Source organism: Campylobacter sp. RM16192 (assembly GCF_004803855.2).
In the GTDB taxonomy this organism is placed as follows: Bacteria; Campylobacterota; Campylobacteria; order Campylobacterales; family Campylobacteraceae; genus Campylobacter_A.
Genome location: NZ_CP012552.1, coordinates 552,528 through 566,838 on the forward strand (window position 1 = coordinate 552,528; position 14,311 = coordinate 566,838).

General features: G+C 36.1%; 12 protein-coding genes. 9 read left to right on the top strand and 3 right to left on the bottom strand.

Translation table 11 applies throughout. The features are described 5' to 3' along the window. Positions 1 to 17: 17 nt before the first annotated feature. Positions 18 to 587, top strand: a complete 570-nt coding sequence (locus CDOMC_RS02855) for an outer membrane beta-barrel protein (RefSeq protein WP_172127764.1) — start codon at positions 18 to 20, stop codon at positions 585 to 587. 104 nt (positions 588 to 691) lie between these two features. Here the strand turns inward: CDOMC_RS02855 and thiC are convergent, their stop codons facing one another. After that, positions 692 to 2,020 (bottom strand): phosphomethylpyrimidine synthase ThiC, encoded by a 1,329-nt coding sequence (gene thiC, locus CDOMC_RS02860; RefSeq protein WP_172127766.1) that lies wholly within the window; start codon positions 2,018 to 2,020, stop codon positions 692 to 694. Between the two features lie 107 nt (positions 2,021 to 2,127). Here thiC and CDOMC_RS02865 point away from each other — a divergent pair, with 107 nt between their 5' ends. Genes CDOMC_RS02865 through CDOMC_RS02880 form a run of 4 tightly spaced genes read left to right on the top strand, consistent with a single transcriptional unit; the run spans position 2,128 to position 5,794 of the window. Continuing rightward, positions 2,128 to 3,246: a bifunctional 2-C-methyl-D-erythritol 4-phosphate cytidylyltransferase/2-C-methyl-D-erythritol 2,4-cyclodiphosphate synthase gene (locus tag CDOMC_RS02865; protein ID WP_172127768.1), complete on the top strand. Its 1,119-nt coding sequence runs from the start codon at positions 2,128 to 2,130 to the stop codon at positions 3,244 to 3,246. Continuing rightward, positions 3,243 to 4,133: a response regulator gene (locus CDOMC_RS02870; protein WP_172127770.1), complete on the top strand. Its 891-nt coding sequence runs from the start codon at positions 3,243 to 3,245 to the stop codon at positions 4,131 to 4,133. The genes CDOMC_RS02865 and CDOMC_RS02870 overlap by 4 nt, the downstream gene beginning before the upstream one ends. Continuing rightward, a complete protein-coding gene (locus tag CDOMC_RS02875; RefSeq protein WP_172127772.1) occupies positions 4,114 to 5,295 on the top strand; it encodes a sulfate adenylyltransferase in 1,182 nt (393 codons plus the stop codon). The genes CDOMC_RS02870 and CDOMC_RS02875 overlap by 20 nt, the downstream gene beginning before the upstream one ends. Positions 5,296 to 5,308: 13 nt before the next feature. Further along, complete coding sequence (locus CDOMC_RS02880) at positions 5,309 to 5,794, top strand: phosphatidylglycerophosphatase A family protein (RefSeq protein WP_172127774.1); 486 nt, start codon at positions 5,309 to 5,311, stop codon at positions 5,792 to 5,794. A gap of 23 nt (positions 5,795 to 5,817) precedes the next feature. Here CDOMC_RS02880 and CDOMC_RS02885 read toward each other — a convergent pair whose 3' ends face one another. Then, the gene (locus tag CDOMC_RS02885; RefSeq protein WP_172127776.1) at positions 5,818 to 6,258 is read right to left on the bottom strand and encodes a fatty-acid--CoA ligase; all 441 of its coding nucleotides are present in this window, start codon (positions 6,256 to 6,258) and stop codon (positions 5,818 to 5,820) included. Positions 6,259 to 6,260: 2 nt separating this feature from the next. Then, entirely contained in the window at positions 6,261 to 9,341 is a 3,081-nt protein-coding gene (gene ccsA / locus CDOMC_RS02890; RefSeq protein ID WP_172127778.1) for a cytochrome c biogenesis protein CcsA, read from the bottom strand. 452 nt (positions 9,342 to 9,793) lie between these two features. Between ccsA and phsA the strand changes: the two genes are divergently transcribed. From phsA to CDOMC_RS02910, 4 genes are read left to right on the top strand one after another with little or no spacing between them, the layout of a single operon-like run. Then, positions 9,794 to 12,094, top strand: coding sequence for a thiosulfate reductase PhsA (gene phsA, locus CDOMC_RS02895; RefSeq protein WP_172127780.1), 2,301 nt, complete (start codon positions 9,794 to 9,796; stop codon positions 12,092 to 12,094). Between the two features lie 10 nt (positions 12,095 to 12,104). Further along, complete coding sequence (locus tag CDOMC_RS02900) at positions 12,105 to 12,671, top strand: 4Fe-4S dicluster domain-containing protein (RefSeq protein ID WP_172127782.1); 567 nt, start codon at positions 12,105 to 12,107, stop codon at positions 12,669 to 12,671. Further along, the gene (nrfD, locus tag CDOMC_RS02905; RefSeq protein ID WP_172127784.1) at positions 12,664 to 13,635 is read left to right on the top strand and encodes an NrfD/PsrC family molybdoenzyme membrane anchor subunit; all 972 of its coding nucleotides are present in this window, start codon (positions 12,664 to 12,666) and stop codon (positions 13,633 to 13,635) included. The genes CDOMC_RS02900 and nrfD overlap by 8 nt, the downstream gene beginning before the upstream one ends. A 4-nt stretch (positions 13,636 to 13,639) precedes the next feature. Next, positions 13,640 to 14,302 carry a response regulator transcription factor gene (locus CDOMC_RS02910; protein ID WP_172127786.1) on the top strand — a complete coding sequence of 221 codons (663 nt, stop codon included), beginning with the start codon at positions 13,640 to 13,642 and terminating at the stop codon, positions 14,300 to 14,302. Positions 14,303 to 14,311 lie beyond the last annotated feature (9 nt).

Sequence of the window (14,311 nt, forward strand, 5' to 3'; positions counted from 1 at the left end):
TATCTAAAGGAGAATTCATGAAAAAATTTGTTATTAAGGGCTTGCTAGTTAGCTCTTTAGTTGCTTCAGGGCTAATGGCTGATGGTGTATTTATAGGCATAGAGGGAGGATTTGCTAAACATACAGTATCTGGTGATGTGGTTGATTTTAAAATAAAAGATACAAAACCTAATCTTGGATTAAAAATGGGTTACGACTTTGATAGTTTTAGGGTTTATGGTGCCTATAATTATAACTTTAAAATGTCAGATAAAGTTGATTTATCTGATGTGGAAAAAGATGTTTCAGTTAACATTAAAGCACATCAATTTTTATTAGGCTCTGATTTTACTCCAAGTTTGACAAATGACTTTAAATTAGCTCTTGGTATATATAGCGGATTGTCTTTGGTTAAAATAGATACAAAAAGTGATTTGTTTAATGATAGTACTAGCGGATTTGTTTTTGGCGGTAAACTCGGTGGAATTTATAGTGTAGATGAAAACAATCAATTTGAGTTTGGAACAAAACTAGGAGTTACAAAATTTTCTGATGCTGATATGAGTGAGATGGGTTTATATTTAGGTTATACGTATAAATTTAATTAAATTGTAATATTTATATCTTGCCTCGTTACTTTTAAGTATTTTTTACTTAATTTTGCTCCGAAAAAACTCGGAGCAAAATTTCTATTTTTTTCTTTTGGATAATTTTAACACTCTTTTTTTGCAATCTGTCTTGAAATTTTATAGGCGCAAAATTTTGGCCCGCACATAGAACAAAACTCAGCCTCTTTAAAGACATCTTGTGGCAAGCTCTCATCGTGTAGCTCGTGCGCTTTATCAGGGTCAAGTGCCAGTTCAAACTGTTTGTTCCAGTCAAAGTTATACCTAGCGTCGCTCATCGCATGGTCGCGCTCTATCGCGCCTTTTCGTCCGCGAGCCACGTCTGCTGCGTGTGCTGCGATCTTATGAGCGATGATGCCGTCTCTTACGTCTGCCGCGTTTGGCAAGCCTAAATGCTCTTTAGGCGTTACGTAGCATAGCATACTAGCTCCGTGATACGCTGCAAGTGTCCCGCCGATAGCCGATGTGATGTGATCATACCCCGCACCGATATCGGTAACTAGCGGTCCAAGCACGTAAAACGGGGCATTGTGACAAAGCTCCTGTTCTATTTTCATATTATACTCAATTTCGTTTAAAGGTATATGACCAGGACCTTCAACCATGACCTGCACGTTTTTCTCCCATGCTCTAAGCGTTAGCTCGCCAAGCACTTTTAGTTCGCTTAGTTGCGCTTCATCGGTAGCGTCATATAAGCATCCTGGGCGCAGGCTATCTCCAAGCGAGAGTGCTACGTCGTATTTGGCGCAGATATCACAAATTTCATCAAACGCTTCGTAGAATGGATTTTCTCTATGATAGTGCATCATCCAGCTTGCCATGAGGCTTCCTCCGCGACTTACGATGCCCATCTTGCGTTTTGCGATCAGCGGCATAAATTTAAGCAAAAATCCCGCATGTATCGTAAAGTAGCTCACTCCTTGCTGAGCTTGCTTTTCTATCACTTTTAGCATGGTGTCAATGTCTAAATTTTCGATTTTACCCACATTATGGATGATCTGATACATAGGCACGGTTCCTACAGGCACGGTTGATTTAGCTATGATGGCTCTTCTTATGGCATCCAGATCGCCGCCGGTTGAGAGATCCATAACGGTATCTGCGCCGTATTTTAGGCAAATTTCAAGCTTTTCTACCTCGCCTTCTATGTTGCTTGCTAGGCTTGAGTTGCCGATGTTGGCGTTTACTTTTGTTTTGGATTCTATTCCTATTGCCATTGGGATTAAATTTGTGTGGTTGATGTTTGCGGGTATGATCATGCTGCCTTTTGCTACTTCTTTACACACTAGCTCGGCACTTAAATTTTCGACTTTGGCTACATACTCCATCTCTTTTGTTATTATCCCGCGTTTAGCGTAATACATCTGCGTCGGTGTTTTATCTTTTATGCGCTCTTTTATCCATTCTTTTCTCATTTATAATAACTCCTAAGTAAAATAGAAATAATACTACTCAAAAAAAGATAAAAAAAAGCTTTTTAGGTGTATAATATCGTAACACTTTTCATAAAAAAGGACAAAATTTGTTTGATATATCGCTTGTTATGCTTGGAGCCGGAAATTCAACCAGGTTTGAAATGCCCGTGAAAAAGCAGTGGTTACGTGTAGGCAGTGATCCTTTGTGGCTCTTTGCCGTCAAAAATTTAAGCTCTCATTATCCTTTTAAAGAGATAATTATAGTTGGAAATGAAGCGGAATATATGAGTAAATTTGCACCACAGTATAATTTTGTGAGCGGTGGAGTTACACGTCAAGAAAGTTTAAAAAATGCACTTAAGGCTGTCAGTAGTGAATTTGTGTTAGTTAGTGATATAGCTAGACCTTGTATAAGCGCAAATTTGCTCTCAAAGATAGTGGAAGGAATTTGTAATGCAGATTGTGTTGTTCCTGTGCTAAAAGTCGCAGATACAGTATATCTTGATGACGATATAATCGATAGGCAAAAAGTTAAGCTGGTTCAAACTCCTCAGCTTTCAAGAACCTCTCTTCTTAGAAAAGCTCTTGAATCGGATCAAATTTATACTGATGATAGCTCAGCTATGAGGGCTGCTGGAGCTAAAATTTGGTACGTTTTAGGCGAAGAGAGCGCTAGAAAGATTACTTTTAAAGAGGATTTGGCCAAAATTCCTTGTCTAAAAGCGCCAAAAAATGAAATTTATCTAGGCAACGGCTTTGATGTGCATGCTTTTGAAGATGGAAATTTCATAACAATCTGCGGAGAGAAAATTCCTCATGAATTTGCATTTAAAGCTCATTCTGATGGGGATGTCGGAGTTCATGCACTCATCGATGCGATTTTGGGAGCTACATCTTTAGGTGATATAGGAGAGCTTTTTCCTGATACTGACGCTAAATACAAAGGAGCTGATTCGATTGAGCTTTTAAAAGAAGTGTATAAGCTTGTTCAAGGTGTTGGATTTGAGCTTGTAAATGCTGATATCACGATAATGGCGCAAAAGCCAAAGATAAGTAAATTTAAACTTAAAATGGCAAGTAATATAGCAAACACTTTAAATATAAGTGCAAGTAGAATTAATGTAAAAGCCACAACCACTGAACAATTAGGCTTTGTGGGGCGAGGTGAGGGGATAGCTGCAAGCGCTACCGCTAGCCTTAAATATTATGATTGGACGGAAAAATGAGAGTTTTAATAGTAGAAAATGAAATTTATCTAGCTCAAAGTATGGCTACTAAACTTGCGGATCTTGGATATGAGTGCGAGATAGCAAGGACTGTTAAAGAGGGGCTTAGAGATGAGTATTTTGATGTCGTATTGCTTTCTGCAACGCTTCCCGGAGAGGATTTTTATAAGATAATCAATAAATTTAAAGACTCTATTATAATTTTATTGATTACTTATATTAGCAATGATACAGTCTCAAATCCGATAAAAGCGGGTGTAAGCGACTATATCCAAAAGCCTTTTATGATAGAGGAGCTTGTGCGAAAGATAAGGCATTTTGAAGAATTTAAAAGGCTTCAAAGCTTTATAAGGACATATCAGGACTATCTAAACTATCATTTTAAGGCTGTTTCTAACTTAAATTTTGATTTTAAGAAATTTAAGTTACCTATGCTTATAAAATGCAATAAGATAATAAATGCCGATAATTTCGTATTTGAATATGCAAAGGCTCTGAATTTGTCATTTAAATTTATCCCTCTTGATCAAAATCTTGACTTTGAAGCTATAGCTAAAAATAATCCAAGAACGCTTCTTTATTTTTCAAATTTTCAAATGCTAAGAAGTGAAGATAAAAATAAGATATTAAATTTGGCTATGAAAAGAAAACTTATAATAAGCTCTACAAATCAAAATGAGAGCGCAAATTTTGAAATTTTAAATATCACTACTGATGAGAAAAATTTCCAGATAGACGAAATTCTCACAATTGATGACTATATAAAACATATTATCATCAACTATCAAGAGAATTATCCTGATACGGAGCTTAGTAAAAAGCTTGGAATTTCTAGAAAATCCCTTTGGGAAAAGAGAAAGAGATACGATGTCGTCAAGAAAAAATAATACGATTTTAATAAATCATGAGGCATATGGAGCACTTGAGCTAATACAAAACCAAATTTTTAGCAAATTTAACCGCTTAATGGACGAAAAAGAGGCTAATGAAGTCTATGAAACAGGTTTTTTAAATGGTGAACCAATGCCTTATAGCTTTATATTTGCACCATTTGGAAAGCGAAATCAAGAGTGCCTAAGAAGTGCTTGTGGTGGTGATAAGATCGAGCTTATAAAAGATAATAAAGTCGTAGGGAATATTATTGTAGATACTATATTTAAGTTTGATCAAAAGAATAAGGCTAATAATATATTTCATGCAAATGAGATGATTCAAACCGAAGTTAATCAAAGTGGCGAGCTGGCTGTTAGTGGCGAAATTGAGATCTATAGCTCTACTTTTAGTGATGTAAAAAAGGAAATAAATAGAATTAAAGAGGAATCAAACGCACAAAAAATTACAGCGATAATGTTGACCGCGGAACCATTTAATAGAGCTCATGAAAGACTTATTAGAATGACTATAGACAAGGCTGATCTTGTGCTATTGTTTTTACTCAAAAGCTATAGTAGTGATTGGCAGCTTAAATTTGATCTTAAAAAAAGAGTAATGGAGTATTTTGCTCAAAATTATCTACCTAGAAATCGCCTTGTGATAGTGCCCTTTGAAAATTCAAATCTATTTAGTGCACATATGAATCCTACGCTTGAATGTATAGCTGCGAATAGTCTTGGGGCTGATAAACTGGTAGTGGGTCAAAATCATGCCGGAATAGGGATGTTTTATGATCATAATGTGGTTCATACTGTGCTTGAGCGATATAAAGAAATTTTAAAGCTTGAGATAGTAATTTTGCCAGAGCTTGTATATTGCAATGAGTGTAGAACGATAGTAAGCACTAAAACTTGCCCGCATGGTCAGCATCATCACATAAAATATCACGCAAGCACATTAAAATCTCTTCTAAATGAGGGAATTTTGCCTCCGGCTATTTTGATGAGGCGCGATATATCCTCGATGATTTTAAGTGAGCTATTTCCGAATCGATTTAAAAATCTTCAAAAATTATATGACGATCTATTTCCTAGCAACGGACTTTTGGAGAAACATACAGAGCGAGAATTTTATGAAGAGCTGATGCAACTATATCAGACTATGTCGCTTACATAGTGAAAGGAAATCTATGCAAAAAGTTTTTTTGACCTTTTTTTATACCGGATTTAGCCCTAAGGCTTCGGGAACTGTAGCTAGTCTAGTAGCCGCAGTATTAGCCTATCCGATACTTGTATTTTTATCCGATCAGACGCTTTTTTTAGCATCTATTTTGATCTTTGCGGCAAGTATAAATGTGATAAACGACTACGAAGCAAAAACAGGCGTACATGACGATAAAAGTATAGTGATAGATGAGGTAGCCGGTGTTTGGCTCGCTATTTCAATGAGTTCTGCTTCTTGGCTTAGTTTTATACTGTCTGTTCTGTTTTTTAGGATTTTTGATATTGCTAAGCCTTCTATTATCGGCCGAGTCGATAGAGATGTTAAAGGCGGGCTTGGCGTAATGGGTGATGATATGCTGGCAGGCTTTTTTGCAGGACTTTTAAGTGCTATGTGCTATGGAGCTTTGATTAAACTTCAAATAGGAACAGATTGGTTGATTTCTATTAGATAAATTTAAAAAGGCGAAAACCAATATTATCTTTTTCGCCTTAATCTTCCTTGTTCTTCGTAGACCTCAATCTCTCTTGCGTATTCAGGATTTTTCTTCTTAAGTTCATTATTCATAAAGGCTATTAGTTTAGCATCGGCATTCTTGTGACTTGCCATTATAAGTACAAATTTAAGATAAGTTTTTGCTTCATCTGTTAATTGACCATTTTTCTTAGGCGGTATAATAAATTGATTTGTAAAAATTTTAAGAGCGCTAAATAGATTGTTCTTAGTTGAATTTGGATTGGATATGATATCTAAAAGCTGATTAAACGTAATATCTTCATTGTTTGTTTTTGTTTTTGCGGTTTGTTTTTGCGGTTTTTCATTTTTGCTTTTAAGTTTAAAAAAAGTTAGTAGCAGTATGCCTATAAAGACTAATACTGCTACTAATATTATTGCAATAAATAGAGATTTTTCACCCATTCTTATAGTTTTACCATTTTTTCAGGCTTTCTAAAATATGCCAAAATTGATATCGCAACCATTACAACTACACTCATCCATACAAAGTCAGGCACCGGCACAGGATCACCGGCTGCGTATGAGTGCATACCGCTTAAGTAGAAGTTTACGCCAAAATATGTCATTATGATAGACCAGTAAGCAAACATTGAAGTAACGGCAAATGCGTATTGATTATTTAGCTTCGGAACAAATCTTATATGTAATACTGCAGCATATATTAGTATAGAAACCAAGGCCCAAGTCTCTTTAGAGTCCCAGCCCCAATATCTTCCCCAGCTCTCGTTAGCCCAAATACCACCTAAGAAGTTACCAAGAGTAAGAAGGCTAAGGCCTAAAATCATAGCCATTTCGTTTATGCGAGTAGCTTCTAAGATATTTCTTGACATCTCTTTGTGCTCTTTTTTGCCTTGTAGAGCAAATAAGACAAGCACAAACATACCAAGAAGAGAGCAAAGTCCCAAGAATCCATAGCTAGCAGTAATAACTGAAACGTGGATTGTAAGCCAATATGACTTAAGAACAGGAACTAGTGTCGTAATCTGAGGATCCATCCAGCTTAGGTGAGCTACAAATAGTGTAACGCCCGCCAAGATCGAGGTAAGCGCCATTGAAATAGGGCTTCTGTTTGAAAATACTATACCTGAAAGACTAAGTGCCCAAGCTATATATATCATAGATTCGTAAGCATTACTCCAAGGGGCGTGTCCTGAGATGTACCAACGCAACGCAAGTCCTGCAGTATGAGCTACAAAGGCTAGGATATTTATAGAATATACGATTTTAAACATCCAATTTATATTTAGTCTCGGCTTAGCCATCTTAATAAAGACAAAGCATAGTAGTCCAAATCCAGCAAATAGATAGATAGGTATCAAAGATTGGAAAATCTTATATTTATTAAATAAAATTTCCATATCTACTCGCTCTTTACTCGGTATTACAGCTTTACCATGCTCTTCTTGATATGTTTTAATTTCTGCCAAAACCCTATTTGGAACGCTCCAATTTCCACTATTTGATGCGTCGCTTACACCTGCAAAGTATTCTTGCAACATTCTGCTAATTGGCTCTCTCTCTTCCTTAGGAAAATACATCATAGCGCTTGCAGGTGCATACCAAGTGTGGTTAGGATCATCTAGCTTTGGAAACATTGTAAAAATTTCGCCTACAAATACCATGTAAAGAATATTTAATCTTTCATCTACTTTTTGCACATCCTTATCAAAGGTTCCACGTTCTGCAGGGCGTTTGCGGCTAGCAGTTTCAGCATATTTAGTTAGCTTATAAGAGCTTCTTGTAGTATTGCGATCATATTCGAAGAAATCGTTAAATTTAGCGTATTTTGCGCTTTCATCTATTCCTATTATTTTTTTTAGTTCTTTATTGTGAACCGCTATTATAGGCATCTCTCTCCAGTAAGGAGCATCTATCATCATAGATAGTGCAACTTGGTTTGCGTTTGCTCCGTTTATTATGTCTTTTTTGTAGACTTTATTTAAAATTTCTCTTGCTACTGTATCAAAAGGTTTCATACGTCCATCAGCACTTTGAACTATAACAGTTGAAAGTTCTTTTGCGTGATTTTCGTCTATTTTGATAGCAAGATTCATGGCGTTTGCTTTTGGAGTTGCTAAAATACATGCAAATGCTAAAATGCATGCTTTGGCTGTATTTTTGATTGCGTCTTCGTTTATATATTTAGCCAGTTTTCTAAATCTGCTATGTGGATTTACTACGTTGAAAAACAAGCCAAGCCCAAGTAAAAAATATCCTATGTATGTCGGAATTTTGCCAGGGTCTTTGTTTACAGATAAGATTGTGCCGCGTTCATCTTTATCGTAAGAGCTTTGGAAAAATCTATATCCTGCATGGTCAAGTACATGGTTCATGTAAATTCTATAATCATAATCTCCAGATTTAGGGTCTTTAACTACAACTTCACTTGCATAACTCATAGGAGAATTTGAGCCTGGATATCGCTTGAGTTCGAAATCTTTAAGATGTAGTGAAAATGGAAGAAGTATTTCTCTAGCCCCCCAAGATGCAGTAAATTCTTGTCCTCCTATAGTTTGAACTACCGGCATAACGTAATTTTCATAAAGAACTACTTCTTTACTATCTCCATTGAAGCTTAAATCAGCAACCAAGGCATCAAATTGTCCACCTTTGCTAACAAGTCTTCTTTGAGCTTTTTCAAGGATGTTTTTAGGAGCAAAATTTATATCTCCTATAGTATATAGTTGCATAGGAACAAATTCTGTAGGTTTTTTCGCCTCATATTCACCTTTTTCATTTGTAGCCATTATAAAATATCCTACATTATTATTTGAAGTCATTGTAAATTTGCCATCTTTATATTCAAATTTAATAAATTTATCTAAAGTTGGCTCAGTATTAAAAGCAAAGCTTACTCCACCAAGTTCTCTGATATCTCCAGGCTTTAGACCTACATCTTCACGATTTTGACTGTCTGATACCACAATCTCTATAAGAGGATCTCCATTATCGGCCTCATAATATTCAAATTCTGCATTTTTATAAAATGCTTTATATTGTAGATTGGCTTTTTGTCCGCCAACGTCAAGATCTATATTAAATTCGTTAGGAGTTACGGCATTTATCTGTTTAGGAACCGAAACTTTATACTCTTTACCGTCTTTTTGGGCTTTCATCTCAAGCCTTGAGCCTATCTCATACATCCTATCTTGAGTAGTGTTTTCTCTAATATGCATGTTTGCTTCAAATCCTAGATATCTAGTCATGGCAGAGCCAAGTAGCATAAATAAAAAGCTTAGGTGAAATATAAATACTGGCAGTTTTTTCATATCCATAAGTTTGTATTTATAGATATTGTATGCCAAATTTATGCCCAAAAGCAACTGAATAAGCGCAAACCAGGTAGCTCCATATATTAAAGCCCATGCACTTTTAGTATCATAAACAGTCTCTACAATAGTAGCAACACCACTTGCAATAGCAAATATTAATAGTAAAACTATAGCCGAAGTCATGCTCAAGAACAGGGATTGAATGCCTCTCATTAGAATCCTTTGAATTTTAACTGCCGAAAATTATAGCAGTATTTTTTTAAATATTTGTTACTATATAATAAAATTCTATTACTAGAACGACTATTACTATAATAAATATCTATTAAAATGATGTTTCAAAGTTGTTGATCTGGGTTTAGAATGTTCTTATTTTATAAATTTATAATATTTGTTATTATTTATTTGATTAAAAATAGAGAATAATCTAAATATGACAAAATAAAGTAAAAAGTATAATAAATATTTTATTTATTTAAAATTAAGAATATAATATTTATTACTTCTTATATATAAAATTTATACTACTTTTGTCAAGATTACTAATATATCGAGCTTTGTATAAGATAATAGTTATCAATTATCATTAAAAGATGATATTACTAATTTACGTATAATTTACGTAGGACTTTTATTATTCTGCTTAAACTTAATAAGGAGGAAACATGAACAGTTCAAGACGAAATTTCTTGAAAGCTTCTACTGCGACCGGAATAATGGCTATGACATATGCTCCTGGTACGCTTGGCGCTGTCGGAGCTAAAGCTTTACAAGCTAGCGATAAGGCCGTTTATAGCTTTTGCGAGATGTGCTCTACCCGCTGTCCTATAGAGGCTAGAGTAGTAGATGGTAAAAACATCTTTATACAAGGAAACGGTAAGGTTAGCGGAACTGCAACTTCAGTCTGTGCAAGAGGTGGTGCTGGACACAGCCAACTATATGATCCTCAAAGACTTGTTAAGCCTCTCATTAGAGTAGGCGAGCGCGGTGAAAATAAGTGGCGCGAAGCTAGCTGGGATGAGGCACTTGATCTAGTGGCTAAAAAGATGCTTGAGATTAAAGAAAAATATGGACCTGAGAGCTTTGTATTCACTGCAAAATCAAGTCAAACTCATAAACTAATGACGACTTTTGCGAGCGCTTATGGATCTCCAAACTGCTTTTCTCACCTATCCTGTTGTCCGATAACTTACAGAATGGTATGTGAGCATATGTATGGCGACGGAAGATTAAAAAGAGACTTTGGAAATGCAAAATATATCGTAAATTTTGGCCATAACCTCTTTGAAGGTATCGTTATATCAGATACTAAAAAAGTTGCTAAAATGGCTGAGAGAGATGATACTAAACTATTAGTTCTTGAGCCAAGATTTAGCGTTATAGCTGCTAAGGCTGACGAGTGGCTACCTGTAAAACCAGGAACTGACCTAGCGTTTGTGCTTGCTCTTATTCACGTATGGATCAAAAACGGAACTTACGATAAAGAGTTTATAGAAAAATTTACAATAGGATTTGACAAAGTTGTAGAAAGCACTCAAGATACAACTCCAGAGTGGCAAGAAAAGATCACAGGAATTCCTGCTAAAACCGTTGAAAGAATAGCAGGCGAAATTTGGAAAGCCGCTCCAAAAGTAATCATTGACTTTGGACATAAAACAACCACTGCTAAAGCTGAATACATAAGAACAAGAGCCATCATGGTAGCAAATGCGATGATGGGTAACTGGGAGAAAAAGGGCGGATTATTTGGTGGTAAAAACGCGAAAAAATATAACTCTTTAGTAGGCGAAGAGCTAATACCTGCTATAACAAATCCTGATGCGGCCATAAAAGTTCCAAAAACTCCAAGACTTGATGCTGCAGGGGAAGACGGAAGAAATAAATTCGTAGCTAGAAGTCACGGTGTTTTAATGGAAATTCCTGATGCAATTATGAGTGAGAAACCTTATCCTATAAAAGGTTGGTTCAATATCAGATTTAACCATATGATAAACGTTGCAGGAACTGATAAGACTATAGAGAGCCTTAAAAAGCTTGACTTCATCGTAAGCTCTGACGTTTATATGAACGACTTTTCTATCTATGCAGACGTTATTTTACCAGAGAGCACCTATCTTGAAAGAGATGAGGGGATCGAAGATAAATCAAGTCAAAAACCTGCATATATGATAAGAAATAAGGTAATTGATCCGGTTGGTGATACAAAGAACGGTTACGATATCTTTAGAGAGCTTGCAAGACGCATGAAAATTGATGAAAAATATGCCAATAATACAATGGATGAGTGGAGAATGCAACAAGTTAAAGGAAATGCCGAGCTGCTAGCCCAGCTTGCAAAAGATGGATATGTGACTTGGAAGGTTCCTGGAATCTTGTTTAGAGAAGCAGATAGCGTAAAAGCCTTTGTTAAAAAATTCCCTCATGCAGAGAAATTTGTAGGCGAAAACGGACTTATGGATTCTCAAGTGAAATTTAAAACAGAGAGTGGAAAAATCGAACTGTTTAGTGAAAAAGTTGATGCGCAATTTCCTACTTACGGCTGTTTAGGAAATATGGAAAATAACATTAGAGATATGGACGTTTACGGTGGACACGAACTATCTATCATGACAGGCAAAACTCCTATTCATACAAATGGACATACTCAAAACGTTCCATTCCTAAATGATCTTATGAGCGACTCTCCTGTGTGGATACATCCAAAAACAGCTAAAAAACATGGAGTAAAAACCGGAGATAAGGTATTTTTACAAAACAAGTTCTCAAAAGACAAAGCAACTATATTTGTAACAGAAGGTATTAGAGAGGATACTTTATTCTTATATCACGGATTTGGACACGTTTCAGCAGGTCTTGAAAGAATAGATGGAGTAGGGACAAACCAAAGCAAATTGCTTGACCCTGCGGCTGGTCCAGTATGCGCCACGATGGTTACAAACGTTGGCGTTGATATAGTAAAAGCATAAGGAAGAGAAGATGAAAAGATATACTATGGTTCATAATGAAAATCTTTGTATTGGATGTCAAGCTTGTTCTGTAGCTTGTAGAAGTGAAAACAGCGTTCCAAACGGAGTGTATAGACTTCAAGTTCATGCAAAGATGAGTGGAACATTCCCAAATTTAAAAACAGATTTTATAAGAAATAGCTGTGTAATGTGTGAAGATGCTCCTTGTGTAGACGTATGTCCTACCGGAGCTAGCTTTAAAACTGCTGACGGACTAACACTGATGGATCACAGTATCTGCGTATCTTGCAAATACTGTGTTCTTGCTTGTCCTTATGATGCTAGATATGTAGAGCCAAAAACAGGAGAAGTTGATAAATGTACTTTCTGTTTTGACACAAGAGTATCTCAAGGAGAGCAGCCTGCATGTGTTACCGTATGTCCTACAGATGCACTTGCATTCGGCGATTTAAACGATAAAAACAGTGAAGTAAGTAAAATTTTAAGAGAAAAAGCTCATTACTATCCAAAATCAGAGCTTAAAACTAAACCTAAACTAGCCATGATTGCTAACCGCAAAGGAGGAAGCCATGAATAATATGTGGGGAAGCGTTGCTCAATATAACGAAATTTACTGGCCGTGGCCAATTGCGGTCTATCTATTTTTGGCGGGTCTTTCAGCTGGATCTATGATGGTTGCACTTTTAGTTAAGTGGAACTATCATAAGCAAGAAAACGACACTATTTGGGATGCGATGGTAAAGGCTGGCGCTATTGTCGCGCCTATTACCATCTGTGTTGGTTTAGCACTTCTTGTATTTGACCTTGGTAAGCCTCTTAGCTTTTATTGGATTTTGCTAAAGTATAACTTCTTGTCTGTTATGTCAATAGGTGTTGCCCTTCTTTTGGTTTATACACCTTTTGCATTCTTGTTCGCTATTATAATATTTGAAAAAGAGATAGAAAAACACTCTATTTTAAGTATTTTGCGACCAGTTTCAAGAATTATTCGTTCGTTTGCACCTTTGGCTAAGACTATAGAGACTATATTGTTCTTGCTAGCTATCGGAGTTGGAGTATATACAGGCTTCTTGCTAAGTGCGATTACTAAGCTTCCTCTTTGGAATACGCCTATATTGCCGATCCTATTCTTGACATCAGGCTTTAGTTCGGGTGTTGCGGCAAATATTTTAGTAGGTTTACTATGCTTTAAGCACTTAATAAACAAAGACAATGTGAAATATCTACTAGTACTAGACCTTAGAGCAGTATTGTTTGAGATTCCTTTGATAGCGATACTTTTCATAGGACTATATTTCGAGGGTGGAGTAAGTGCAGTTGCTGCAAAACAAGCTCTTACAACGGGACATTATGCTATAATCTTCTGGCTAGGCGTTGTGGGCGTTGGACTTGCAACTCCAATATTAATAGCAGCTACCGCTCTTAAAAATCACGCTTATAGAGTAGGATATATCGTAGCCAACTCTATCGTAGTAATCTTTGGAGTAATTTTACTAAGATACTATATAGTATATGCAGGGCAGGTATTTACAGGAGTTTGATAGGGTGAGAATCCTACTTTTAGAGGATGATTTTAATTATAGAGAGAGTGTCTCGGAGTATCTTCAGGTCTTAGGCTATGAGGTTGACGAGGCGCCTGATGGGCAGGTGGCATGCGACAAGATATCAAAAAGCTTCTACCACCTGCTCATACTTGATATCAAAGTTCCGCATATAAGCGGACATGAAGTTATAAAATACGCAAAAGACATCGGTCTTCAAACCCCAATAATGATCATGACCTCTCTTGTTGATATTGATAATTTATCCGTCGGCTACGAGCTTGGTTGCAATGAATATCTAAAAAAACCTTTCGAGTTAGCTGAGCTTAAATTTAGAGTTAATGAGCTAATGCGTAAATATCACGGAAAAGATGATAAAAATTTAATCACTATAGATGAAGATTCTAAGCTTGACACTATTAAAAAACAGTTGCATTTTAAAGATAAAGTCATAGAGCTTAGCTTGAAAGAATTTGACCTAATAGAGTGCTTGCTGTATCATAAAAATAGTTTCGTTGGGGTTGAGACTATAAGAGCTGAAGTTTGGGGTGATAAAGAGATAGATTCTGCCGATATTAGAATGCACGTTCTTAAAATTCGTCAAAAAACAAAGCCTGATTTTATCGTTTCCTCTCGCGGGCTCGGCTATAAAATAGATGTTAAATAATCTTAAAAT